This window comes from Sporosarcina sp. P26b (genome assembly GCF_002743245.1).
Classification (GTDB): domain Bacteria; phylum Bacillota; class Bacilli; order Bacillales_A; family Planococcaceae; genus Sporosarcina; species Sporosarcina ureae_C.
Window position 1 is genome coordinate 39,757 of sequence record NZ_PDYW01000013.1, and the last position, 25,404, is coordinate 65,160.

The window sequence follows — 25,404 nt, forward strand, 5'->3', positions numbered from 1 at the left end:
ACTTAGATGAATAATAACTTCCCTACATTATACTTGAAAGTTATTGCTCAGTTCTTGCTGACCGGAAGATCTTTTGTTTTGGAAATAAAAAACCTTTGCAAGGTCTACTTACAAACCCCGCAAAGATTGGATTATATTCAATCATTCTTCATCTGATACATTGATACACCAAAACGGATCTCCCTTTAGATGACCGAATGTATCATTCACACTCAATAAAAAGCGCAAGGCTAGCTTAGGTTGTGATCACGACATGTTCTTATACCAACTCAAACTCTTAACATCCCTCTAAATCCCCTAGCAGCATAATAGGATTCCGCACCGTTATGGTACACAAAAACCGTATTATACCGACGATCACAAAATAAGGCTCCTCCTAGTTTTCTAATGTCTTCAGGTGTTTGCACCCAGCTAGACGTCTTTTTATCAAATTCTTCTAACTGCTGAATTTTTCTATACTGATCTTCCGTTAAAAGTTCAATGCCGATGTTTGCTGCGAGATCCACTGCAGAATTCTCTGGTTTGTTTTTCTTTCTTGAATCCAACGCTTGACGATCATAACAAAGACTTCTGCGTCCGACAGGTGATTCAATAGAACAATCAACAAAGCAATAATCTTCTGATGTCGTATCAAACACCACGACATCTGGTTCTCCACCAGTATTCTCCATCTCATTTAGAGACCATAACTTTTGCATGTTAGCTAGGAGCTTGTCTTGAACTCCCTTCCATTCTATACCTATATGGCGATGTCTATTTTCTTCAAAACGTGTTTGTAGTGTGTTAAGTAAATATTCTTGTTGTTCAATCGTTAAGCGATTAGAATCGTTTGTCATTCTTTATTCCTCCTAAGGATTTATGCACTTTGCTTAAGTATATAGCATACGAAAGAACTTAAACCATTTTAATGTTAGCAGAAACAAACATAGGTCCCCTCATATCTTAGAATTCTTCTAATAAATTTATCATAACTTTTCACATACATACATTTTATCAATACTAGCATTTCAATTTAATTCAGACTGGATTCTATTTTGTTTTAGGAAGTTTACGAATTATCAAAACCATTAATTGATGTTCAATTTATAGTCACTTAGATACAAATTGCAATCTATTTCTGTTAAATAAATAAGTCCTACCTCCCTCTCTATACATTAATATCTTAATATAATTAATTTAACCAAATATTTTCAATAAAAAATCATAGACAATGAAAGCGCTCTATAGTAATGTAGAAAACAACATAAGGGAAACATAAAGGAATATGTCCTTATATAGTTTCTTATTAAGAAAAGTAAAAGGAGGTGGTCCATTGCAAGTTACGATAGGTGTTATCGGGCCGTCTGAGTCAGTTGGAAAGATCTTGAAAGTAGCAGAAGAGTTTCCAAATACGCAATGTATTCCTTATATTTATGAAAATGTGACGGAGTTACCGGCCCTGATTGAGCAAGGTAGACCCATAGTTGATCAATGGCTTTTCTCCGGCATAATGAACCATATGTACGCATTGGAAAATGATTTAGTTCAAGAAGAACAATCGAGTTTCCCTTATTTGCATGGATCAAGCTTCTTTGGAAAGCTATTGGAAATCCAACAAAAAGAAGAACGAATCATTCAATCTGTAAGTATTGACTATATTACTGCTGAAGAAGTACAAAAAGCGTTATCTTTCTACGACTTGGACAAACTTCAGTTTGAAACTGTTTCATCTGCCTTAAACGGCAATGCTGAACAACTTTCTCTCGTTCATGAAAAATTATTTATAGAAGGTAAATCTGAAGTGGCGATCACAGCTATGAAAGATGTTTATGACAGATTAAGAAAAAGAAATATACCTGTCTATAGACTGACCCCTTCTTATATAGCTATTAAATTAGCTATTGAGTTACTTATTGAAAAGGCAAATTCTAAGCGCTTTGAAAACTTACAAATGGCTGTTATTGGATGCCAAGCGTTGAATTCAAGTAACGTCATCGATCAATCGCTCTTTGAATGGAAGCATCAGGATTTAGATCTTAAGAAAAATTTACTGACTTTTACACAAAAGTTAAATGGTTCATTCGTTGAAGTGGCAGATGGACTCTACTATATCTATACTACTAAAGGCGAAATTGATGAAGATGTAGAAGCTTCACTGCTAACTACCATTGAATCTTTCAAATTAAACAATCAGTTGGAGATCGGGTTTTCTATCGGTTATGGACAAACTGTTTTAGCTGCTGAACAACATGTACGGTATGGACTTAATCACTTAAAAACCGGTGCGGAACCTTCCCTATTGGTCGTTAAGACGAAAAACGACATTACACAGAAAGTACAAAGTGATTTTAGAAGTATGCTAAACACTGCGGCTATACGTACTGTTCTGCAAGAGAAATTTCATTTAACGGAAAACAATGCTCGAGATGTACTCCGAATTGCACTTAATTCGCGAAGAGACAATAAACAAGAGTTCACAGCTGATGATGTTGCACAGTGGTTTGATAATACAAAGCGAAATGCACGTCGCATTCTCGTGGAATTACAACAAGCCGACATTATTGAGCTGTACAATAAAACACAAACTACTCCAAGAGGACGTCCAAGTAACGTCTATCGCTTTAAAGATACAGAACTACTCTTCGGAAAGGAGGAGTAAGCATGAATGATTATATTAATTGGATAGAAGAGAAACTCCTCCAAATAAACCTTGTAAAAAGTATGGATCAAGCGGAAGGTTTTTCACGTCTGGGCTATACAAAAGAAGAGAAAGCATCACAAGAGCAGTTCCGTTTAATTAGTCAGAGCCTTGGTTTGAAAACCTATGAGGATGCAGCGGGTAATCAATGGGCCTTGTGGGAAGTAGACAAGCAAGCAGGTTGGATTGCGACTGGTTCACACGTAGATACTGTCTATAATGGCGGAGGTTATGACGGTTCTGCTGGCGTAGTAGCAAGTCTCGCAGCAGTAAAGATGCTAAAAGATGAATCCTTCCAACCACGAAAAAACATTGCGATTATTGCATTTGCTTGCGAAGAGTCTGCACGTTTTAGCGTTTCAACCATCGGAAGTAAAGCAATTAGCGGCTTATTGGATAAAGAGAAAGTTGCTTCCTATGAGGATGTTAATGGTGTGACTCTTGAGAAAGCGTTTACAAAAAGAGGTCTAGATTGGCAGAGGATTCAGGATGCACAATTAGAGGATGATCAGCTGGAACAATTTATTGAATTGCACATTGAGCAAGCAAGCAAACTTGAGAAATCTGGTAAAGAAATTGGCATAGTACGATCCATCGCTCAACCTACCCGACTTCATATAACATGCACAGGCAAAACAAATCATACGGGTACAACTCCCATGAATGAACGCCAAGATGCACTTGTTGCTATTGCTCCACTTATAACCTTTATTGAAGAAGCTACTATTGAAATTAACCAGGAGCAAGCCGTTGCATTAGTAGCCACGGTCAGCACCATACAAAACACTCCAAATTCTATGAGCATGATACCTGGAGAAGTTGTAGTAGGCATTGACATCCGAAGCACCAAAGCTGATTTAAAGCATCGTCTTGTAGAAAAGGTTAATCGGTTCGTTCAACAAATCGAAATGAACAAACCCGTTTCGTTCACTATTAAAACACTTGTCGATGATGAACCTACTGATCTTGATCCCGGCATACAAGAAACTCTCACTAATATATGCGAAAAGTTCGGATTGTCTTCGATGTCACTCGACAGCGGTGCTGGTCATGATGTAATGAACATGAGCAAAAGATGGCCTTGTGGACTTATATTCATCCCTTGTCGTGACGGGATTAGCCATCACCCTTTAGAACATGCCAATATGGAAGATTTATTGAAAGGTACAAAAGTGATTGCTGAATATTTAAAGAAAACATCTTGTTAAAAATTCTAACGAACATAAATAGGAGGACTTCAAATGAATACATTCATCAAAGAATATATGGAAGAGCATAAAGATTACTTTAATCAAGTGTCTGAACATATTTTCCATACCCCAGAAACGCGTTTCGAAGAATTTAAATCTGCTGAATTTTTATCAGCAGAATGTGAAAAACAAGGTTTTGAGGTCAAGCGTAATATTGCAAATATACCTACTGCTTTCAAAGCTACATATGGTACAGGAAAACCCGTCATCGCCTTTTTAGGTGAATACGATGCCCTTCCCGGTCTAAGTCAAACCCCAGGTAAATCGGAAGCAGAACAAGTCAAGGAATCACCTGACTTCGGACACGGCTGCGGTCATAATCTACTTGGCACTGGAGCATTTGCCGCTGCATGTGCAGCGAAAGCATACCTTGAAGAGAATAATCAAGAAGGTACAGTCGTTTTCTACGGATGTCCTGGCGAAGAAGGCGGTTCCGGAAAAACATTCATGGTACGGGATGGAGAATTTGAAGGTGTGGATGCAGCCCTAACATGGCACCCATCACCAGGTAACTCCATTATGAGCAAGCCAACATTAGCCAATTACCAAATCTCCTTTAAATTTAAAGGTGTAGCGGCACATGCAGCAAACTCTCCACATTTAGGTCGAAGCGCTTTGGATGCTGTCGAATTAATGAATGTCGGTGTCAATTACTTGCGCGAACATATCATTCAGGATGCCCGCGTTCATTATGCAGTAACTGATACAGGCGGTCTTTCACCTGCAGTAGTGCAGCCACGTGCGGAAGTTCTGTATCTAATCCGTGCTCCAAAGAACAACCAGGTAGAAGGTATTTATCAACGTATTTGTAAAATAGCCGAAGGTGCTGCTTTGATGACTGAGACACAACTTGAAATTGAATTCGTTAAAGCTTGCTCAAATTATGTACCCAATAGAAGTTTGGAAAAAGTTTTATATAAGAATCTAATAGATGTTGGTGTCGAAGAGTCTTCCGATCAAGAAATAGCCTATGCCAAAGAAATTTGGGAAACATTCTCGCCAGATGAACAGGAATTCTATTTGGACGTAATGAGAGGTTTCGGCTATGTAGGTGACGGAAGTGAATTCGAAGGTAAATACTTAAATGAGGGTATTTCGGATTATCAAGAAACTGAAGAAATATTCTATGGTTCTACGGACGTAGCTGATGTGAGCTGGGTGGTACCTACTGCACAATTAACTGCAGCAACTAGTACGCTCGGCACTGCATTGCATACATGGCAGATGACTGCTCAAGGAATCTCTGACTTTGCTCACAAAGGTATGATGCGCGCTGCATCCGCAATGGCATTGACAGGTATCAATCTCCTATCTTCAGAAGAGCAGCTTAAGCAAATAAAAGAAGAACATGCAAAGTTCCAAAGTAAAAATCCATATATCGCTCCCATACCAAAAGATGTTAGACCATCTACTCTAGGCGGCAAACGAATCTAATTTAAGAGGTGACAACATGAAAGAGAAAAACGGCGTAGCAAAGAAAAGTTTGTTTCAAAGGTTTTTAGATATTGTTGAACGTTTAGGAAATAAACTGCCAGATCCCTTCGCTTTATTTGTCGGTTTAGCAGTTGTGATGATTATCGTTTCATGGATCTTTAGTTTATTTAACGCTTCTGTTGTACATCCGGGCAATGGTGATGTATTGCCTATCAAGAGCTTAATTTCTGGGGAAGGTTTGCAGTTCATCTTAACTTCCATGCTTGATAACTTCACCGGTTTCGCGCCGCTAGGCTTAGTATTGGTTATGATGCTAGGTATCGGTTTAGCGGAGAAGGTTGGCTTATTGGATTATGCAGTACGGAAGACCATCCTAAAATCACCACCATATTTATTAACTTACACAGTAGTATTCGTAGGAATCATGGGTAACCTTGCTTCCGATGCTGCAGTCGTTTTAATTCCGCCATTGGCAGCACTTGTCTTCTATAAAGTGGGACGACACCCACTTGCAGGTTTGGCTGCAGGTTTCGCCGGTGCAGGCGCAGGATTCACTGCTAACTTATTCATTGCAGGTACAGATGCTTTACTTGCAGGTATTACAACGGAAGCGGCGCGCTTTTTAGATGAATCGTTCACTGTTACTCCAGTGGATAACTGGTTCTTTAACATTGCTTCTGTTTTCGCCTTAACTATCGTAGGTGGATTATTGACTACTAAATTTATCGAGCCTCGTCTTGGTAAGTACACAGGAGACGCGCTAGAGGAAGAGAATACAACTGAATTACCAAATGCCAAAAGAGCATTTATTAACTCTATGATTGCTGGTCTAGTCTATATTGCCATTGTTGTGGGTACAATTCTAGCTCCTAACAGTCCACTAGCTAATGAAGACGGCGGACTCATCCCCTCTCCATTCCTAGATGGGATTATTCCGATCATTCTATTCTTCTTCATCATTATTGGTGTAACATTCGGTATTACGGTTGGTAAAATCAAATCAAGTAAAGACGTCAGTAAATACATGGCTGACTCGATTCGAGACATGTCCAGTTATATCGTACTTGTTTTCGCTATCGCTCAGTTTACAGCTTACTTCAACTGGTCTAACCTCGGTACTTGGGTTGCAGTAAACGGTGCAGAATTCCTGACGAGTGTCAACTTTACAGGAATGCCACTCATCGTAGGTTATATTATTTTCACATCACTAATGAACTTCCTGATCACTTCAGGTTCAGCAAAGTGGGCAATCGAGGCGCCGATATTTGTCCCAATGTTCATGCAACTCGGCTACCATCCGGCATTTACTCAAGTCGCTTACCGTGTAGCAGATTCTTCAACAAACATTGTTACGCCTTTGTTCCCGTATATGGTTATCATCTTAGCATTCATGCAAAAATATGATAAAAAAGCCAGTATCGGAACATATATGTCTCTAATGATCCCATATACAATTGTGTTCTTGATCACATGGATTATATTAATCATGGTATTCTTCTATCTTGGTATTCCATTTGGACCTGGTATTCATGCTCGCTTGTAATTCATCAGTTAGATACGATCGATTTATATAGGAGGTAACACCATGCAATTAGAACAACAGATCATTAGCTGGAGAAGAGATTTTCATCGCTTTCCTGAACAAGGTTTTCTAGAAATGCGCACAGCTTCCATCGTAGCAAACATATTGGATAGCTTAGGCTACGACTTAAAATTAGGAAAAGAAGTCATGAAAGAAGACGAATGTATGGGGAAACCTACTGCAGAAAAGACCCGTCAACACGTGGAGTGGGCAAGAGAAAATGGAGCCGTGGAACGTTTCCTTCCTCATTTCGAGGAAGGTTTCACAGGAATCGTTGCAACAATGGATACGAAGCGACCTGGACCTACCGTCGCTTTCCGCGTTGACATGGACGCTCTACCTATTCTAGAATCTGACACTGAACAGCATGCACCTATGAGTTTAGATTTCCGCTCTACTGCTGAAGGTTCTATGCATGCATGCGGACACGATGCGCATACTTCTATCGGTCTTGGACTGGCTACTATGTTAGCTGGAAATCAGGATAAGTTAAATGGTGTCATCAAGTTGATTTTCCAACCAGCTGAAGAAGGAACACGTGGAGCAAAGGCAATGGCTCGTGCTGGAGTAGTAGACGACGTAGATTACTTCGTTGCTTCTCATATTGGAACAGGCGTGCCACAGCACCATTTTGTCGCAGCAAATAATGGTTTTCTAGCTACGACAAAGCTTAATATTACGTTTACTGGTAAAGCTGCACACGCTGGTAGTGAACCTGAAGTGGGTAAAAATGCGTTACTAGCAGCGGCAAGCGCAACATTGAATATGCACGCTATTTGTCGCCACTCTGGCGGAGATTCACGGATAAACGTCGGTGAACTACATGCTGGATCAGGAAGAAATGTCATAGCCAACCATGCAACTTTGATTGCCGAGACGCGCGGAGAGACTAGTGAAGTAAACGACTATATGAAGGAACAAGTAAAGAATATCGTTGCAGGTGCTGCACAGATGTATGGAATCGACTATACAATCGAAACTGCTGGAGAAGCCGTCAGCGCTAAATGTTCTGAAGACTTAGCTAAAAGATTGGGTGAAATTGCTGAGCAACATTCCTTTATCGAAAAAGTCATGATCACTAGTGAAGATAGTGCCGGTTCAGAAGATGCAACTTACTTCCTCGAATCTGTTCATCAGCATGGCGGTCAAGCAACTTACTGTATTTTTGGTACAGATTTGGCTGCAGGACATCACCATGAATGTTTCGATATCAATGAAGATACCCTTCTTCCAGCGGTGGAAATTTTATTCGAAACTGCAGTAGAATTAAGTCATTCAAATCGTAACGAAGTACAATAACATTTCACTGTTCGATTTATGACTAGACGATATTAAAATCCCCTTACCATTTTGAGATCAAAACTGGTAAGGGGATTTTTTCCTTCTATTAAATAACCTTTATAATGTCTTGTTGAAAAACTCTACAATTAATGTATTCATCGTAATATGATTGGAAAGCTTATCTGTTTGATGTCCCTCATCTTCAAACACGACCAGTTCGACATCCTTCTTCAGTTCACGCATAGTAGCCGTTAACTGCTCTGCCTCACTGACAGGTACTCTAGTATCATTTTTTCCGTGGAACACTAGCAACGGAGCTTCGATACGTTCTAAGTGATTCAAAGGTGCGATTTCTTCAAAGAAGTCATCATCTGCACCAAGCGTTCCATATTCATATTCCCGTAGTTTCCTTCTCCAAGGTCCTGTATTTTCTAGGAAAGTTTTAAAGTGTGAAATACCAACGATATCAACACCGGCCGCCCATAACTCCGGATAATGTGTTAATGCGGCGAGTACCATGAAGCCCCCGTAACTTCGTCCCATAATCCCAATCTTGTCTGGATCAATCGATTTAGTTTTCACTAAATCATCTACCAGACTGGCAAGATCCGCTACAGCATCCATACGTTTTCTTCCGTCATCTAACTGAATATACTTTCTGCCGTAACCTAGACTACCTCGTACATTAGGTGCCACTACTGCAAAACCTTTGGATACCAAGTACTGAATCACTGGATTGAATTCTGCTTTTATTTGGCTTTCAGGTCCACCATGAACATAAATCACTGTAGCCTTTGGTCGCTGTTCATTTGAATAATAGAAGTAAGGAACTTGCAGTCCATCAAATGAGCTGAACTGACATACTTCAGGCTCCACGAGAAGCTGTTCGATTTCTTCACATACACCGAAGTGAGTCAAACGTGTAGAGGTTTTATCGTCCAAATTATATTTCCAAATATCACCTGGCATCAAAGGATTCTTAAGAGCGAAGAGTAGTTCCTGACCTTCAGTCCATGAAAGAGAGTCAATTACGCCACTAGGAATACCAGGTAGAGTTTTAACTTCTTGTGTTTGAATATCATAACGCTTAAGAATAGACGTGCCACCTGCATTTATATTAAGGACGATGAATTTTTGGCATGGAGATAATGAAATCTCTGTAATATCCCATTCGGGTTCACTAGCTAGTAACTCTAGCTCCCCTGCAGATTCCGTATCAAAACGATAAACGGCTAATTTGTCTTTTTCGAAGTCAGACAATACATAGCCCGCTTTTTGATCTTTTGAAAAGACCAGTGATTGGTACCGAGCCTTATTTTGACTAGGTCCGATGTTTAATAGTTCCTGTGTTTTCAGATCAAGTATCTTGTACGTACTAAAGATATTAGTCTCTTGTATTGAAACTACAATACGCGGATATTCTTTGTCTAGCCAGCGTACAGGTGTACAATTCCCATCGAATTCGTAAACTAGTTCTTCTTTTCGTGTGGATAAATCTAGAACGAATACATCAAAAAAACCACTACTTCTTCGATTACTGGAATATGCTATGCTTTTCTCATCATCAGACCAACCACCAAAGTTATTAAAATGCTTTGGTGATAGCACAATTGCTTCAGCATTGCCTTCCGTGTCGATCTTATAAAATTGTTGCTTTTCATTTCCCTCGTAATCCATTCCGACAATTGTCTGCTTGGCACTTGGGGAATGATAAACAGACATGATGCGGTCTTCAAAGTCTCCCAATAATTCTACATCACTCTTATTTTCATCCCAAATATAAGCTTGGGGTATTCCAGATTTTTTACTTATAAACGTAAATTTATTATTTCCTGGATATACAACTGGGTTATACGCATTGATAACATTTAGATAAAGCGAAAGATGGTCTTCCATATTTGCACCTCTTCTGTAATTTTTACACTCAATAATACAAAGCTAAACAAACTAATGAAATAGCCAGAGTCGGAAATGCGATAGCGGCAGCGGCCTTTTTGAATCCACGCTGGATAGAAGTTTTCCATTCAGCCAATTCATGATCTTCATTCAATAAGTCGTCTGTTCTTTTAGATGATCGTGATTGCGGAAATGCTACATACTTAATTTTCTTGAATCCACTCATGAATATTGTTAAGAAGTTAGATTCAATGATCATGACGATTGCATAGACAACCAGACCGACTAACCCTACAAGAAAAGTCATATTAGCCATCTCTACTAGTGAGAAGGATCCCAGTGTACCGATTAATATCCACGTAATGATTGTCATTCCCGCTATAAGTAAAGTTAGCATTCCACATTTCTCCCTATACGCATTTTCATTGAAAACAACCCTCTATCAAATATGATAAAGGGTTGTTTACTGATTACTTAGCTTCTACTTCTGCCCATTTCATGAACGGATAACGGTTTACATAGTTAGCAGAACCTTTAATATTTGTCTTCATTAAATATGTGTTTGTGTAGAAGTGAATTGGCATCATCGGGAAGTCTTCCATTAAGATTTCTTCTGCCTGATGTAACATTTCATAACGTTTTTCTTGATCTTGTTCTACTTTTGATTCCGCCATAATGCGGTCAAACTCTTCATTGACCCATCCTGTACGGTTGTTCGGGCTATCACCTAAGAAATAGTCAAGGTTTACTACAGGGTCAACGAATACACCGATCCAGCCCATACGAGCCATCTGGAAGTTATGAGTTTTCGTAGTTTCAAGATATGTTTTCCACTCTTGGTTCGCAAGCTTAATTTCTACGCCAAGGTTTTGTTTGAACATTTCTTGAGCCGCTTCCGCAATTTTCTTATGGTTTTCATCGGTGTTATAAAGAAGTGTTACTGCAGGAAGTGTAGACCAACCTTCTTCTTCCATACCTTCTTTAAGTAGCTTCTTTGCTTCATCAATATCTTCCTTAAAGTAGTCTCCACCTTCTTCGCGGAAATCTCCTTTAGGCGTATCTGCACCTTCAGGAACCATTGCGTATGCAGGAATTTCACCAGCTAACGTAACATTCTCAGATAGTACTTTGCGATCCACTGCCATACCAAATGCTTTTCTGATTTTTTCATTTGTAAATGGCTCTTTTTCTACGTTAAACATGTACATATATGTTCCGTAGTAAGGTACGATTTCAAAGTCTTCATTACCTTTTTCTGACTCAATTGCATCTGTCGGTAACGTCATCATAAAGTCTAGCTCATCTGTTTTGTACATTTGATAAGCTGTTGTTGCCTCACCAATCATTTTAAATGTGATTTTATCTAATTTCACTTCATCTTCTTTGTAATATTCATCATTCTTTTCAATAACAAGTTCGCTATCATGACTCCAACCTGTCATTTTGAATGGACCATTACTGACATACGTATCGGCTTCTGCAGCCCAATTTGCATCGCTAGATACTAACTCTTCTTTAACCGGATAGAATGTCCACATAGTTAATAGTGTATCAAAGTATCCAAGTGGTGCATTTAATGTAACTTCGAGTGTTCTTTCATCTAAAGCCTTTACAGCAACATCTTCCACAGTACCTTTTCCTTTGTTATACTCTTCTGCACCCTCAATATAATATAAGTAGAAGGCAAATGAGCTCCCTGTGTCTGGATTTAGTACATGTTTCCACGCAAACTCAAAATCATTTGCTGTCAATGGACTACCATCAGACCATTTAGCATCTTCTCGGATTTTAAAGGTATGTGTCTTTCCATCTTCTGAAACTTCAGCTTCTTCAGCAAGACCAGGTACTGTTTTCCCGTCTTGATCGCGTGTATAAAGTCCTTCAAAAACGTGATCCATTACCCAACCAGATGTTGTATCCGTTGCTAACGCAGGATCCATGGAAGGCGGTTCACTCTTCGCGTTCATCGTAATTTCTTGTTTTGCATCTTTTCCTGATGAAGCTTCATCTCCATCATTTTTACCGCCACATGCACCTAGAATTGTTCCTAACGACAAAATCGTTATAAAAAGCCACAATATTCTCTTCAAAATTATCCCTCCTATATGTTTTTATATCTTTGAATCTGTAGTAACTATCCAGCAATCAGTCAGGTATATAAGTGGCAAGCCGTGAAATGATCTTTCTCTACTTCTTTCCATTCAGGCTCTACAGCGGCACATATATCCATAGCGTGTGCACAACGTGTTCTGAATCGACATCCACTAGGAGGATTCACTGGACTTGGCGGATCTCCTTTTAGCACAATACGATCTCTCTTGATCAAACTTGGATCGGCAACTGGAATAGCCGACATTAAAGCCTGTGTATAAGGATGTAATGGATTTTTAAACAAGTCATCACTACTTGCCAACTCCATCATTTTCCCTAAATACATAACTCCGATACGGTCACTGATATGCTTCACCATGCCTAAGTCATGGGCAATAAATAAATACGTAAGTTGTTCTTGTTCTTTTAAATCTTCCAGTAGATTAATTACTTGTGCTTGTATGGAAACATCCAAAGCGGAGATTGGTTCATCAGCTACGATGAATTTGGGTTGTACGGCTAAAGCGCGTGCAATACCTATACGTTGCCTTTGACCACCACTAAACTCATGGGGATATCGCTGAGCATGCTCTGGTCGAAGTCCAACTTTCTCCAATAAGTTATACACTGTTTCCTTTCGTTCTTTACCTTTTGATAACTTGTATCCGTCAATTCCCTCAGCAATAATTTCACCTATACGCATTCTTGGATTCAGCGACGCGTGAGGATCTTGGAAAATAATCTGTACTTCCCGATTGATGATCCGTTGTTCTTTTTTGGTCAGGTTAGCGTAGTTTTTATCTTCAAATGTAATAGAACCCGAAGTAGGTTTGTCCAAGCCTACTACTAATCTTCCTAGACTAGACTTCCCACTACCACTCTCTCCTACCAAACCAAGCGTTTCACCTTTTCTGATAAAAAGTGATATGTCATCAACCGCCTTAACAGTTTTCTTTCCGGCTACAGGGAAATGTCTTTTTAAGTTATCGATTTTAACCAGCACTTCATTCATACATGGCTCCCCCTAACGCAATCACTTCTTCTGCACTTGGCGATTGTTCATCATTTAACCAACATTTAGCGGTATGATTCGGACTGATTTCATAATCCCCCGGCATCTTACTTTCACAAATCTCCATTGCATATTTACATCTCATCACAAATGGACAACCTTTTGGAGGGGCAAACAAATCTGGTGGTGATCCTTCAATAGGTATAAGTCTTTCCTTTTGATCACTATACATATCTGGTATGGACTCCATTAATCCCCACGTATACGGATGTTTCGGTTCTTTAAAGATTTGATTTACTGTTCCTGTCTCTACTATTACGCCTGCATACATAACAGCTACTCGTTCAGCAGTTTCCGCCACTACGCCCAAGTCATGTGTAATCAATATAATCGATGTATTCATTTTATCTTTCAAATCAATCATGAGGTTTAGCACTTGTGCCTGAATAGTTACGTCGAGTGCTGTTGTAGGTTCATCCGCAATAAGCAATTCCGGCTTACACGCTAAAGCGATCGCAATCATTACGCGCTGCCGCATTCCCCCACTAAATTCATGTGGATATTGATTATATCGCTGTTCAGGATTAGGAATACCGACTAGTTTAATCATTTCTAACGCCTGTACCTTAGCTTCTCTTTTACTCACGTTATGATGAATAATGAGTCCCTCTGCGATTTGTGTTCCTATTCTCATAGTAGGATTCAACGATGTCATGGGATCTTGGAATACCATACTAATTTTAGAACCTTTCAACTTACGCAATTCACTTCTCTTTAGTTTCAGCAAGTCTTTTCCTTTATAATGAATAGTTCCACTTTTAATTTTGGAGACCTTTTTAGGAAGTAGACCCATGATTGTTTGAACCGTAACACTCTTTCCACTACCACTTTCGCCTACGATGGCCAAGATTTCACTTTCATTTATATGAAAGGAGACATCTCGTACCGCCTTTACTTCTCCCCCGTAGGTGCTGAAATTTACTTTCAAATTTTTCACTTCTAGCAATTTACTCATGTTGTGCACCTCCAGTTTCCTTATTTCGGATCTAACGCATCTTGAATCCCATCTCCAAATACGTTAAATGCGAACATTGTTAGTGAAATTAGGAACCCAGGGAAGAAGAGTCTCCACCATTGACCGCTTAAGATTACACCCAGTGCATCATTGGCCATTGTTCCCCAACTAGCGAATGGCGCTTGAACACCTAGTCCCAAGAAACTTAGGAAAGATTCAGCGAAGATCGCTGTTGGAATCGTGAATGTTAGATTAACGATAATGATCCCCATTGTATTGGGAAGTAAATGTTTCATAATGATCTTCCTATGGGATGTCCCCATCTTCTCAGCAGCCTGAACATATTCCTGTGATTTCAGCTGTAAAATTTGTCCTCGGATGATCCGGGCCATTCCTACCCAACCTGTAATCGATAGTGCGATAATAATTGCCGTAATTCCCGGCTCCATGATGACCATCAACAAAATTACGATCAACAAGTAAGGAATTCCGTATAGCACTTCAACGATTCGCATTAATACGCTATCGATACGGTCGCCTTTCTTGCCGCGACCAGCCATATAACCAGACACTCCACCTACAATTAACCCTAATATCAAGTCGATGATTGCGGCCACAATACCGATAATTAATGAAACGCGCGCACCATACCAAGAACGCACCCACATATCTCTTCCTAAGTTATCCGTACCGAACCAATGAGCCGATGAAGGCGCTAAATTAGTTTTCGTCAAGTCTTGTCCAGAAGGAGAATATGGAACCATCGACGGACCGAAGATTGCTAGAAATACGATTGCGGCTAGTAAAAAGAATCCAACTAACGCAAGTTTGTTCTTTAAGACACTTAATAATGTATCTTTCCATACACTTAAACTAGGTCGCTGTATCTCATCCGCAATCTTTTTATCCGGATGCAACGGAGTAAATACTGAATCGGTGTTTTGTTTTATAACCACATTAACCCTCCTTACTTGTAAGACTAATTCTTGGATCAATAAGTCTGTATGAAATATCTATCAAGAACAATGTTAATACTAAAATGACACTAAAGAATATGGTCGTACCCATAATTACCGGATAATCTCGGTTAAAAATACTATCTACAAAGTATCGACCAATACCTGGTATTGCGAATATCTTTTCTATTACAAATGTTCCCGTAATCAATGAAACAAATAACGGCCCTATAAAGGAGACGACAGGAAGAATAGCATTTCGGATTCCGTGTTTGATGACAATTCCTGCTGTGCTCAATCCTTTTGCATCTGCAGTTCGAATATAATTTGCATTCATCACTTCAATCATGCTGGAGCGCATGAATCTTGCAACTACTGCCAGGGGCATGGAGGCTAATGCGATAGAAGGTAGAACAGTATGCATCCATGTTCCCCAAGTGGCTACGGGGAAGATCCTTAAATCTACTGAAAACACTTTAATTAAAAGTGGTGCCAATATAAAGCTTGGTATCGAAATCCCTATAATAGCTACAATCATAGAAATATAATCTAGGAATCGATTGTGATAAAGTGCGGCAATAATTCCAAGTAGTAGTCCAAAGAAAAGTGCGATGACTAGGGACTGTAAGCCCAAGAAGGCTGACGGTGGAAAACCGGACTTTATAATATCGTTTACAGTTCTTGTGCGCGACTCGATGGAAGGCCCTAAATCAAAACTAGCTAAACCTTTTAAGTACAGCGCATACTGAACCGCTACTGGCTTATCCAGATTGTATTGGGCTCTCATGTTTTCTAATACTTCCGGCGGTAAGACGTCCGCGTCAGATGCAAAAGGATCACCTGGTATAAACTTCATCATCACAAATGTTAAGGTGACAATCACCCATATTGTTAAAATCATTGTTAAAACACGTTTTAATATGTACATTCGGACATTCCCCCTCCCTGCCTTTTACCGAAATTTCAGTCTACTTGATAAGAACTTTTTGACAACTCTAATTGAATCATCGAATTTACCTCTGTAATCTCTTCATGTTTATATAATCTAATTATGAGTTCTGCAATTTCTTCTTGATTTGCTGCCGCTACCTGAATCAATATTGGATAATCTCCAGTAGTTATAGTGATGTAGCGGATGCTACGGATCTTGGATAAATACTCTATAACACTTTCCCAACAATCCGGCTTCACTTTTAACTGAATGATGGCACCTTCTTTTAATCCAATTGTAATAGGATTAATTCGTCCCACGATTTCCAGTATTCCACTGTCAATCAAGTGTGCATATCGCAGCCTCACAGTTTTTTCAGTAACTTCTGTACTCTTAGCTAATTCCCTGAATGACATTCGACCATCTTTTGACAACAGTTTAATAATATGCGTATCTAGTTCATCTAGCTGCTTTATTTAAATCACCCACTTCCGGTAGTTAATAACTGGATAAGTACTTACATGCATACTATTTATAAAATACTAAGGAAATTAATAGTACTTTTTTCTGAATATGTACTCTTTGTGACACCTTACACGTTATTATAATAACTAAACTATTGGATTGCAACCAATTTTCCGAATCTTTTAAATAACTTTATTATTAATACTATACATCGCACTATAAACTTCTATTTGATAGCGTTTTAGATCCAAAGTTATTATATTTTTTCCCCCTCTTACCATTTCATAATAGAAAAACGCCTTGGCATTGAATGAATCCAATGCTCAAGACGTTATGTTATTGCATTATCTAATCTTCTTTTCCACAAATTCTTTAACTGTTTGAATAAACTTTTCGTGTTCATCTTTTACTACTGAGTGACTACTTTCTTCAAAGATTACTAATTCGCTGTTTGGAATTTTTTCACTCATAAGAATGGATCCCTCTACCGGTGTGATCCAGTCATGTCTACCTGTAATAATTAGTGTAGGAACGTGAATGGATGGCAAAAACTCTTCCACATCATACTCTCGTAAAAAACCACCAAACCCTTCGTTTAGTGCTTGATAAGAACGATTCGCACGCTGATCAGCATGATTTCTAGCTAATTCCGCTTCAGGTGTATCTGAATAGCTATAAGAATACATAGGCGCCATCACCTTAAAGTATTCACTTTGCTGTTCTGTCGATTCAAAAGCACCGTCGAATAGAATTTGTGCCATTTCCTTTTGTTTAGGAGTCCCTTTTAGTTTGACAGTTTCTTTTGCCTTCTCTAAGAACTTACCGCTTGGTGCAGTTACGACAAGTAGCAATGACTTGAGATTTTCCTGATACTTCCTTGCATACTCCAATGCAACCATTCCACCATAAGATTGACCCATTAACACAATCTTATCTAATCCTAGATACTTTCTTAGTTCTTCTAGGTCTTCCACGTTATTTTCAAGTGTGTATGTGGATTGTGGTCCTTTTTCTGATCTTCCACTACCACGATAATCAACATAAACGAGCTGCATATCTTCCGCCAATGGACTTAAGGCTGGTTTAAAACCTGTGTGATCTCCTCCTGGTCCTCCGTGAAGAATAAAGCAAACTGGCTTCTCCCGCATAATCGGTCCATCAGGAACAAAACCCATTCCCTCTACATCAAAAAATAACTTTACTCCGTTAACATGAGCGTACATATAAAAACCTCCAATGATTTTGTTTTTGTCATTTACACTATTTCTCAAAAACTTAATCAAGTGTAGCACCACATTTTTATATTGACTAGGTTTGTAAAATCTTTTTCTATAATTTTCAGTCTACTAAGCTAGTTAAAAGATAAATATTTCACTTTAATTTGAATAATAGAAATCACGATCAAGTGGCTGACCTATAGTATTTTAAAGACTATCTATTCAATTCTTGTATATCTTTAAATAGTATTTCAATTTATAACTAAAAATATTTTATCGACAGACCCTAGCTGCATTAATTTATTGCTCGATACTCTTATTTTGACTATTAATTTATTAGGTATAATTAATTATAAAATTCACTTACACGACATATAACTAGTCTTTTGAGATGGTTTTTAATGACTATTTAGTAAGTAATTAACTAATAATTTATGTGAAAGTTATGCGTTTCACAAAATGAATTACTCTTAAGACTCAATCATGGCGAGTGTATAAATATGGTATAATTAAGGTAGAATAACAAGTAGTTTTTACCATACTATCGTTGCTATATCATACTGAACGAATAATTATCTAGATTTTACGGAAGGGGATTTTCCAGATGAATGAATATAAGAGTATTCTCGTCGCGGTAGATGGATCAAATGAAGCTAAATGGGCTTTGCATAAATCGATTGAGGTGGCAAAGCAAGAAGTTGATGCGAGGCTACACATCGTCAATATCATTGATGTTTTCTCTATTGATGAGGAGGATGCTTCCTTTCTGGAACGTGAAAAGCAGCATATAGTGGATCTGCTAAACAGCTATGAAACCATTGCCAAAGAAGAAGGACTTGAACACGTGGAAACACATATCAAGCACGGTGATCCAAAAATCAATATTTCCAAGGATCTCGCTCTTGTAGTAGAAGCTGATTTAATCGTCTGCGGTGCCCAAGGCTTGAAAAATGTCGAGCATTATTTCCTCGGCTCTGTATCAGAAGCCATCGTTTTAACTGCAAAATGTGACGTATTGGTCGTTCGACAAAGCGATATGTAATATAAATTGCCTGTGTAACAGCGGAAGATACCATCCTCTGTTGCACAGGCATTATTTTATTTTTTACTTACGATTTCCAATCCCTTTATTTCGAGCAAATACTGAAGACTTTCACGAAAATTCGTAAAAGCACGAATCTGATTAAAATTGGACACATTGGATAAAATCAAGTTTTGTGCAAACTCAGGTGAAAATCCTACAAAAACGGTTTCTGTCCCCATTAATTGTAGCACGCTGACTAACTCATTGATTTTTTCACTCAACAACTCATATCCCATATTTTCTTCTACGGAAAAAGAACCAATATCAGTAAAATCAAATACTACTGTATGTATATTGTTAGATAATATTCTTTGTACAACTTTATCCTGAATATGTATAAAGCGTCCTACCGAAAGAGCACCCGTTAGAGGAACCAAAATTGTTTCGGGCACAATAGAAGGTATAATAGGAGCCGACAAGTCTTCTATTATTTTTTCATAAGCTACGATCTTTTCTTTTAACTCTTTAATTTGTTGTGTGGAACTTGTTTCTTTATTCATAGAAGGATTTCCTCACCTTTCCAAGTAAAACTTTTAGTTTCTACAATGTATTTTTATTAAACAATTATACCATAGGTCAATCTACTCCGAAGGAATCAAATCATTTCAAATCGTTGAAACTAAGTTTCTAACACGATAAACTAAGCTAAAACCATCCAATAAAAGGAGATTCATTACATGGCTTATCAAGCAAACATAACTGAAACGAAGGAACTTATTCAGCAACTCGTATCCATTCCAAGTCCTTCCGGTTATACGAAACAAGTAATTTCTTTTGTAGAGGACTTTTTACAGGCATATAATGTGGAAACTAAACGCAATCGTAAAGGTGGATTAATCGCCACTTTACCGGGTACAAATGATAAAGAACACCGTATGTTAACTGCCCACGTCGACACACTGGGTGCGATGGTCAAGGAAGTGAAAAGTAATGGTCGTCTAAAACTCGATTTAATTGGCGGCTATCACTACAATTCAATTGAAGGAGAGTATTGTAAGATTCATACGGCATCTGGCAAGACGATTACGGGGACGATCTTACTCCATCAAACGTCTGTACACGTGTATAAAAATGCTGGTACCGCAGATCGCAATCAAGTGAACATGGAAGTCCGCATCGATGCAAAAGTACATACCGCAGAAGAAATTCGCAAACTCGGTATTGAAGTTGGGGATTTCGTCTCGCTTGAACCACGCGTAGAAATCACGGATAATGGCTTTATTAAATCCCGCCACCTAGATGATAAAGCGAGTGTTGCCATCTTGCTGCAACTTATCAAACATATCCAAACAGAAAATATTGTGTTGCCTTACACTACCCACTTCCTGATTTCGAATAATGAAGAAATTGGATATGGCGGTAACTCTAATATTACTGAGGAAACAGTAGAGTACTTGGCTGTCGATATGGGGGCCATGGGGGACGGTCAGACAACGGATGAGTACACAGTGTCTATTTGCGCAAAAGACTCTAGCGGTCCGTACCACTATGGATTACGCAACCATCTAGTAGAGCTAGCCAATAAAAATGACATAGGATACCAAATTGATATGTATCCACACTATGGCTCTGATGCATCCGCGGCTATTAAAGCGGGCCACGATATTATACACGGCTTAATTGGTCCTGGAATTGACTCTTCCCATGCGTTTGAACGTACACATGAGGATTCTTTGAAAAACACTTCACAATTGATCTATTATTATTTGCTATCCGATCTTCAAAACTATTAAACCAAAAACAGGTACTGGGCATTTAATGCTCTAGTGCCTTTTCGATTCATTGACATTACGTGTGAAATAACAAATAATAAGAGGTAAGCGCTTTCAAATTGTCAGTCAGTTCTATCAAATACAGCGAGAGCGGTTCCTGTTTTTTCTATATGGAACAGTTCTCTATAGGGAGCAAATACACATGGCATTCACGAGTTTAAACCAACTGATCGAGCATGCGGAACAGGACAACACTCCGATATACGAGTTAATGATTCTGTCTGAAATTAAACAAAAAGGCATGCAGAGAGAAACTATCATCAAGAAAATGTCGGAACAATTTACCGTTATGGAAGAAGCAGTTCGTAAAGGAACGACTACTTCCGTTATGTCACGGACGGGATTAACAGGTGGAGATGGGCAACGTTTATATGATTACGCGAAACAAGGCAATTCATTCGTTCATCCTTCAACACTAAATACCGCAGCAAACGCATTAGCTGTATCTGAAGTAAATGCGAATATGGGAAGAATCGTTGCCACTCCTACAGCCGGTTCGGCAGGAATCTTACCTGCCGTTCTCGTGCATGCACTTGATACGGGCAAGTACACACGCGAACAAATCGTTTTATCTATGTTCACGGCGTCTGCGCTAGGGTTGGTCATCGCAAACCGCGCTTCTATTTCAGGAGCCGCGGGAGGATGCCAAGCGGAAGTCGGTTCTGCTACAGCAATGGCGGCAGGTACATTAGTGGAACTTGCTGGTGGTACGCCTGATCAAGTCGGACACGCAATCGGTATTGCACTGAAAAATTCATTGGGACTTGTTTGTGATCCAGTAGCAGGCTTAGTAGAAATTCCTTGTATTATTCGAAATGGATTGCATGCTATTACAGCTGAAGCTGCAGCAGACATGGCGATGGCAGGTGTAGTGAGCATCATCCCTCCTGACGAAGTCATTCATGTAATGCACGAAGTGGGACAGCAAATGCCTGAATCATTACGTGAAACAGGCATTGGCGGATTGGCCGGCACTCCAACAGGGCAAAAATTAAAGAATCAAGTATTCAGTAATGACAAGGGCAATAAAGAAAAGAGTAAAGGGGCTCCGGCTAAATACCAGAGCGCCTACGAAATCATTGGACCTGTTATGATTGGTCCTTCGAGTTCACATACTGCCGGTGCTGTACGAATAGGCAATGTTGCATATCAGTTGCTGAATGAACAACCAACACACGCGAAGTTCTCACTAATGGGCTCTTTCGCTACTACTTATCAAGGTCACGGTACTGACTTAGCATTGCTTGCTGGTGTCATGGGTTTCAATACGACAGATGAAAGAATTCCACATGCAAAAGAGCTAGCTGAAAAAACAGGATTACACTACGAGTTCACGAAGCGTGTGCTCGGCAGCTATCATCCGAATACTGTCCTCGTGGAATTGACTGGACCAACCAACTCCATAAAAGTCCTTGCCAGTTCACTTGGTGGCGGTAAAATTGAAGTACAAGAACTAGACGACTATCCTTTAAAATTCTCTGGCGAACGACCTGCACTCCTAATTCGTCATACGGATCAAAAAGGTGTCATCGCCGATCTTCTTGGGATTCTTTCAAGAAAAGGAATCAATATTGCACGTATGGCCAACGAACGGTTTGCGATTGATGGACCCGCCATCACGATTTGTGAAATCGATAGTCAAGTAGACGATGAAATGTTGGCAGTATTGAAACGCGATGTTCCGATTATCGATGATATAGTATTAGTAGAAACAGAGTAAAAAAGCAGTAAAACACCAGACCTGAAGACACTTTCCATCGTCTTCGGGTCTGGTGTTTTTTACGGTATTCTTATAAATCCGAGTTTCACTTTTCCATCCAAGCTGGTTTGCCGAAACCTTTAAATTCAGATTCAATGACTTCTAAAAATTGATCAGATTCTACTACTTCAATAATATCTTTCGCGAATTGCTTATCTTCATTTTCTGTTTTGACAGCTACGACATTACGGAACTGGTCCGGCATATCTTCTAAAGCTAGTGCGTCTAACAAATCCATATTTGCTGCAATTGCAAAGTTACCAGGTACCGCGGCCAAATCAGACCCTTCCACCGAACGAGGTAATTGTCCCGCTTCCACCGGCTGAATGACTAAGTTTTTCGGATTTTCCGCGATGTCTTTTTCAGATGCCGTCAATTGGTCAATTTCTTCATCCATTTTTACTAATCCTGCATCTTCCAATACATATAATGTTCTCGCAGCGTTTACTGGATCATTGGGAATAGTAATGGTTGATCCATCTTCAATTTCGTCAAGAGACTTATATTTATTTGAATAGATACCTAATGGCGCTGTCGGTACGATAATCAACTCAGAGAGTTCCATATTGTTTTCTTTCTCGAAGTTTTCTAAGTACGTAATATTTTGGAACAAGTTCGCATCAATATCTCCACTGTCCAACGAAATATTCGGCTGAATATAGTCGCTGAATTCTGTGATTTTAACCGTATATCCTTTTTCCTCAAGACCAGGTTGTATTGCCTTTTTTAGCATGTCACTATAAGGACCTGCTGTTGCACCAAAATGAATATTTTTATCATCATCCGACTTTTCAGTAGACTTTTCTCCTCCACAAGCTGCCAATGCTGCAACCAACGCAGTAAGAATGAATGCAAGTACCAGTTTCTTCATAAATCCATCTCTCCCCTATTATCTTTTATCTATCATTTTTGAAAAACGATCTCCACCAAATTGAATCAACTGTACTAGCACTATTAAAATGGCGACAGTGACTAGCATAATACTGTCATCATATCGATAGTAGCCGAAACGAATAGCTAAGTCCCCAATTCCGCCTCCACCAACAAATCCAGCCATTGCTGAATAGGCAACTAAGTTGATTAACGTCAGTGTAAGTCCTTGGATAATGCTCGATTTAGATTCAGGTAGTAACACGTTCCAAATAATCATCCACGGCGAAGCACCCGTTGAAATGGCTGCCTCTATAACCCCTTTGTCTATTTCACGCATGGATGTTTCAACGATTCTCGCAAAGAACGGAATTGCTGCTACAGAAAGCGATACACTTGCAGCTGCCGGTCCAATTGTATTTCCAACGATCAGTTTCGTCAAAGGTATTAAAGCTACAAGTAGAATAATGAATGGAATTGAACGAATAATATTGACGAAAAAACCTACAACCGAATTAATTGCCCGGTTCTCTAAAAATAATCCTTTGTCTGTTGTAAATAACAGGACGCCAAGAGGTAATCCAACAATTAGCGCAATCGTTAGGGAGATACCGATCATATAAAGAGTTTCACCAAATGCTTTTGTAATGTCCGGCATGAGTTCCATGATGTGGGCTAGATCAAACATGTTGGCGGATCACCTCCACTTGTGCGTTTTGTTTGAGTATGTATGCAATTGCTTGCTTGACTTCTTGACGTTCACCTTGTAATTCCATTAAGAAAATTCCAAGTGCTCGTTCTTGAATATATTCAATCGATCCATGCAAGAAGTTTCCTTTGACCTTGTACTTCTGCATCGTATCGGAAATCACACCCTCCATCGCTACTTCACCTTTAAATGTGATCTTTATTAGTGTCCCTGCCAAATTCGACATGACCGCTTCAGGGATATCATAAGACACTACACTGCTAATAAATTCCTTCGTCAAAGGTTGAACTGGATTAGAAAAGATGTCATACACTTGTCCTTCTTCAATAACTTTTCCATCTTGCATAATCGCCATGCGATCACAAATCTCTTTTACAACATTCATCTCATGCGTAATTAATACAATGGTAATATTCAATTCTTTATTGATCTTTTTCAGCAATCGTAAAATAGACATCGTCGTATTTGGATCAAGTGCAGATGTAGCTTCATCACAAAGCAAAACGGAAGGATTATTGGCCAGAGCTCTCGCTATACCGACACGTTGTTTCTGGCCCCCACTCAACTGCGCAGGATATACATGACGTTTTTCAGAAAGACCTACCATTTCAAGAAGTTCTAATACACGCGTCTCTATTTTGTCCGAAGGCATTTTTGCTGCCCGTAAAGCGAAAGCGATATTTTCGAAAATCGTCTTTTGGCTAATTAAATAAAAATGCTGGAAAATCATTCCGATCTTTAAACGTGCCTGTCGAAGCTGTGCTCCAGATAATTTCGTTAAATTCACTTCATCAATCAAAATAGTACCGCTCGTTGGCTTTTCTAATAAATTCAAACAGCGTATAAGAGAACTTTTACCCGCTCCAGAATATCCAACAATACCAAATATTTCTCCAGTCCCGATGTTAAGTGATACATCATCTACACCTTTTACCACTCTCTCTTTTGTCTGATATACTTTAGACAAATGTTGAATTTGGATCATATTCTCACTTCTTTCTGTATTCCAGCAGCCAAAGAGTATAAGTATAGCTGGAATTAAAATTTCTTTATAAATAAAAAACTTCTTTCATTTTTCTAAATGAAAGAAGTACTGATATATTCTCAGCTTATCTCTCAGATGGAAAACCATGCTGTAGGATTTGGCACCTTCCTTGATCCTTCCAAGGGGTTGCTGGACTTCATAGGGCCTTTCCCCTCAGTCGCTCTTGATAAGAGATTGCTATTCATTTAGATGCGTAAAACATATACTAATCTGAATTAATAAAACGTAAGCGTCAAATAGTGAACACATATTAATAGAAGAAGATTCGTGAGATACTCCTCCCATAGAACACATTTTGGGAGGTATTTATTTGAAAAGAAAAGAGAAAGAAGCATACTGGTCTGCGAAGATCGATGAA

22 protein-coding genes and 1 riboswitch are annotated in these 25,404 nt (G+C 39.1%); of the genes, 8 read left to right on the top strand and 14 right to left on the bottom strand.

Annotation, left to right across the window (positions count from 1 at the left end):
* Positions 1-269: 269 nt before the first annotated feature.
* The gene (locus tag CSV69_RS11570; protein WP_085427259.1) at positions 270-836 is read right to left on the bottom strand and encodes a DUF4256 domain-containing protein; all 567 of its coding nucleotides are present in this window, start codon (positions 834-836) and stop codon (positions 270-272) included.
* A gap of 476 nt (positions 837-1,312) precedes the next feature.
* Between CSV69_RS11570 and CSV69_RS11575 the strand changes: the two genes are divergently transcribed.
* The 5 genes from CSV69_RS11575 to CSV69_RS11595 are packed head-to-tail and all read left to right on the top strand — an operon-like array spanning position 1,313 to position 8,242.
* Positions 1,313-2,638, top strand: a complete 1,326-nt coding sequence (locus CSV69_RS11575) for a hypothetical protein (protein ID WP_085427260.1) — start codon at positions 1,313-1,315, stop codon at positions 2,636-2,638.
* A 2-nt stretch (positions 2,639-2,640) separates the two neighbouring features.
* Entirely contained in the window at positions 2,641-3,885 is a 1,245-nt protein-coding gene (locus tag CSV69_RS11580; protein ID WP_099625492.1) for a M20 family metallo-hydrolase, read from the top strand.
* A 33-nt stretch (positions 3,886-3,918) separates the two neighbouring features.
* Positions 3,919-5,361, top strand: coding sequence for a M20 family metallopeptidase (locus tag CSV69_RS11585; RefSeq protein ID WP_085427262.1), 1,443 nt, complete (start codon positions 3,919-3,921; stop codon positions 5,359-5,361).
* Positions 5,362-5,377: 16 nt separating this feature from the next.
* The gene (locus CSV69_RS11590) at positions 5,378-6,904 is read left to right on the top strand and encodes an AbgT family transporter (RefSeq protein WP_085427263.1); all 1,527 of its coding nucleotides are present in this window, start codon (positions 5,378-5,380) and stop codon (positions 6,902-6,904) included.
* Positions 6,905-6,946: 42 nt separating this feature from the next.
* On the top strand, positions 6,947-8,242 hold the full coding sequence (locus tag CSV69_RS11595; protein WP_085427264.1) for an amidohydrolase: 1,296 nt from the start codon (positions 6,947-6,949) through the stop codon (positions 8,240-8,242).
* 99 nt (positions 8,243-8,341) lie between these two features.
* Here CSV69_RS11595 and CSV69_RS11600 read toward each other — a convergent pair whose 3' ends face one another.
* The 9 genes from CSV69_RS11600 to CSV69_RS11640 all read right to left on the bottom strand — a co-directional run bounded on the left by CSV69_RS11600 (position 8,342) and on the right by CSV69_RS11640 (position 17,813).
* The gene (locus CSV69_RS11600; RefSeq protein ID WP_099693483.1) at positions 8,342-10,120 is read right to left on the bottom strand and encodes a S9 family peptidase; all 1,779 of its coding nucleotides are present in this window, start codon (positions 10,118-10,120) and stop codon (positions 8,342-8,344) included.
* A gap of 28 nt (positions 10,121-10,148) precedes the next feature.
* Entirely contained in the window at positions 10,149-10,517 is a 369-nt protein-coding gene (locus tag CSV69_RS11605) for a DUF3899 domain-containing protein (RefSeq protein ID WP_085427266.1), read from the bottom strand.
* A 73-nt stretch (positions 10,518-10,590) separates the two neighbouring features.
* A complete protein-coding gene (locus CSV69_RS11610; RefSeq protein ID WP_085427267.1) occupies positions 10,591-12,210 on the bottom strand; it encodes a peptide ABC transporter substrate-binding protein in 1,620 nt (539 codons plus the stop codon).
* Between the two features lie 59 nt (positions 12,211-12,269).
* Complete coding sequence (locus CSV69_RS11615) at positions 12,270-13,223, bottom strand: ABC transporter ATP-binding protein (RefSeq protein ID WP_085427268.1); 954 nt, start codon at positions 13,221-13,223, stop codon at positions 12,270-12,272.
* The gene (locus CSV69_RS11620; protein ID WP_085427269.1) at positions 13,216-14,238 is read right to left on the bottom strand and encodes an ABC transporter ATP-binding protein; all 1,023 of its coding nucleotides are present in this window, start codon (positions 14,236-14,238) and stop codon (positions 13,216-13,218) included. The genes CSV69_RS11615 and CSV69_RS11620 overlap by 8 nt, the downstream gene beginning before the upstream one ends.
* A gap of 20 nt (positions 14,239-14,258) precedes the next feature.
* Entirely contained in the window at positions 14,259-15,188 is a 930-nt protein-coding gene (locus CSV69_RS11625; protein ID WP_369823957.1) for an ABC transporter permease, read from the bottom strand.
* Between the two features lie 7 nt (positions 15,189-15,195).
* Positions 15,196-16,122: an ABC transporter permease gene (locus CSV69_RS11630; RefSeq protein ID WP_099693484.1), complete on the bottom strand. Its 927-nt coding sequence runs from the start codon at positions 16,120-16,122 to the stop codon at positions 15,196-15,198.
* A gap of 35 nt (positions 16,123-16,157) precedes the next feature.
* Positions 16,158-16,601: an Lrp/AsnC family transcriptional regulator gene (locus CSV69_RS11635; RefSeq protein WP_099693485.1), complete on the bottom strand. Its 444-nt coding sequence runs from the start codon at positions 16,599-16,601 to the stop codon at positions 16,158-16,160.
* 333 nt (positions 16,602-16,934) lie between these two features.
* Positions 16,935-17,813, bottom strand: a complete 879-nt coding sequence (locus CSV69_RS11640; RefSeq protein WP_085427272.1) for an alpha/beta fold hydrolase — start codon at positions 17,811-17,813, stop codon at positions 16,935-16,937.
* A 598-nt stretch (positions 17,814-18,411) separates the two neighbouring features.
* Here CSV69_RS11640 and CSV69_RS11645 point away from each other — a divergent pair.
* On the top strand, positions 18,412-18,849 hold the full coding sequence (locus tag CSV69_RS11645; RefSeq protein WP_085427273.1) for a universal stress protein: 438 nt from the start codon (positions 18,412-18,414) through the stop codon (positions 18,847-18,849).
* A gap of 56 nt (positions 18,850-18,905) precedes the next feature.
* Here the strand turns inward: CSV69_RS11645 and CSV69_RS11650 are convergent, their stop codons facing one another.
* A complete protein-coding gene (locus tag CSV69_RS11650) occupies positions 18,906-19,391 on the bottom strand; it encodes an STAS domain-containing protein (RefSeq protein WP_099693486.1) in 486 nt (161 codons plus the stop codon).
* 177 nt (positions 19,392-19,568) lie between these two features.
* Here CSV69_RS11650 and CSV69_RS11655 point away from each other — a divergent pair, with 177 nt between their 5' ends.
* Both CSV69_RS11655 and sdaAA read left to right on the top strand, forming a co-directional pair.
* Positions 19,569-20,624 carry a M42 family metallopeptidase gene (locus CSV69_RS11655; protein ID WP_099693487.1) on the top strand — a complete coding sequence of 352 codons (1,056 nt, stop codon included), beginning with the start codon at positions 19,569-19,571 and terminating at the stop codon, positions 20,622-20,624.
* A 181-nt stretch (positions 20,625-20,805) separates the two neighbouring features.
* A complete protein-coding gene (gene sdaAA, locus CSV69_RS17330) occupies positions 20,806-22,383 on the top strand; it encodes an L-serine ammonia-lyase, iron-sulfur-dependent, subunit alpha (RefSeq protein ID WP_085427275.1) in 1,578 nt (525 codons plus the stop codon).
* An 85-nt stretch (positions 22,384-22,468) separates the two neighbouring features.
* On the opposite strand, the gene CSV69_RS11665 is transcribed toward sdaAA, so the two are convergent.
* From CSV69_RS11665 to CSV69_RS11675, 3 genes are read right to left on the bottom strand one after another with little or no spacing between them, the layout of a single operon-like run.
* Positions 22,469-23,293 (bottom strand): MetQ/NlpA family ABC transporter substrate-binding protein, encoded by an 825-nt coding sequence (locus CSV69_RS11665; protein WP_099693488.1) that lies wholly within the window; start codon positions 23,291-23,293, stop codon positions 22,469-22,471.
* 18 nt (positions 23,294-23,311) lie between these two features.
* A complete protein-coding gene (locus CSV69_RS11670) occupies positions 23,312-23,980 on the bottom strand; it encodes a methionine ABC transporter permease (protein ID WP_099626028.1) in 669 nt (222 codons plus the stop codon).
* Positions 23,973-24,986, bottom strand: coding sequence for a methionine ABC transporter ATP-binding protein (locus CSV69_RS11675; protein ID WP_085427278.1), 1,014 nt, complete (start codon positions 24,984-24,986; stop codon positions 23,973-23,975). Before CSV69_RS11675 ends, CSV69_RS11670 begins: the two co-directional genes overlap by 8 nt.
* 121 nt (positions 24,987-25,107) lie before the next feature.
* A riboswitch (SAM riboswitch) is annotated at positions 25,108-25,219 on the bottom strand.
* Positions 25,220-25,404 lie beyond the last annotated feature (185 nt).

Coding starts and splice junctions, on each gene's coding strand:
- CSV69_RS11620 (WP_085427269.1), bottom strand. CDS start 14,238: ATGAGTAAATTGCTAGAAGTGAAAAATTTGAAAGTAAATTTCAGCACC.
- CSV69_RS11570 (WP_085427259.1), bottom strand. CDS start 836: ATGACAAACGATTCTAATCGCTTAACGATTGAACAACAAGAATATTTA.
- CSV69_RS11665 (WP_099693488.1), bottom strand. CDS start 23,293: ATGAAGAAACTGGTACTTGCATTCATTCTTACTGCGTTGGTTGCAGCA.
- CSV69_RS11640 (WP_085427272.1), bottom strand. CDS start 17,813: ATGTACGCTCATGTTAACGGAGTAAAGTTATTTTTTGATGTAGAGGGA.
- CSV69_RS11600 (WP_099693483.1), bottom strand. CDS start 10,120: ATGGAAGACCATCTTTCGCTTTATCTAAATGTTATCAATGCGTATAAC.
- CSV69_RS11650 (WP_099693486.1), bottom strand. CDS start 19,391: ATGAATAAAGAAACAAGTTCCACACAACAAATTAAAGAGTTAAAAGAA.
- CSV69_RS11630 (WP_099693484.1), bottom strand. CDS start 16,122: ATGTACATATTAAAACGTGTTTTAACAATGATTTTAACAATATGGGTG.
- CSV69_RS11595 (WP_085427264.1), top strand. CDS start 6,947: ATGCAATTAGAACAACAGATCATTAGCTGGAGAAGAGATTTTCATCGC.
- CSV69_RS11590 (WP_085427263.1), top strand. CDS start 5,378: ATGAAAGAGAAAAACGGCGTAGCAAAGAAAAGTTTGTTTCAAAGGTTT.
- CSV69_RS11675 (WP_085427278.1), bottom strand. CDS start 24,986: ATGATCCAAATTCAACATTTGTCTAAAGTATATCAGACAAAAGAGAGA.
- CSV69_RS11615 (WP_085427268.1), bottom strand. CDS start 13,223: ATGAATGAAGTGCTGGTTAAAATCGATAACTTAAAAAGACATTTCCCT.
- CSV69_RS11655 (WP_099693487.1), top strand. CDS start 19,569: ATGGCTTATCAAGCAAACATAACTGAAACGAAGGAACTTATTCAGCAA.
- CSV69_RS11670 (WP_099626028.1), bottom strand. CDS start 23,980: ATGTTTGATCTAGCCCACATCATGGAACTCATGCCGGACATTACAAAA.
- CSV69_RS11585 (WP_085427262.1), top strand. CDS start 3,919: ATGAATACATTCATCAAAGAATATATGGAAGAGCATAAAGATTACTTT.
- sdaAA (WP_085427275.1), top strand. CDS start 20,806: ATGGCATTCACGAGTTTAAACCAACTGATCGAGCATGCGGAACAGGAC.
- CSV69_RS11580 (WP_099625492.1), top strand. CDS start 2,641: ATGAATGATTATATTAATTGGATAGAAGAGAAACTCCTCCAAATAAAC.
- CSV69_RS11605 (WP_085427266.1), bottom strand. CDS start 10,517: ATGCTAACTTTACTTATAGCGGGAATGACAATCATTACGTGGATATTA.
- CSV69_RS11645 (WP_085427273.1), top strand. CDS start 18,412: ATGAATGAATATAAGAGTATTCTCGTCGCGGTAGATGGATCAAATGAA.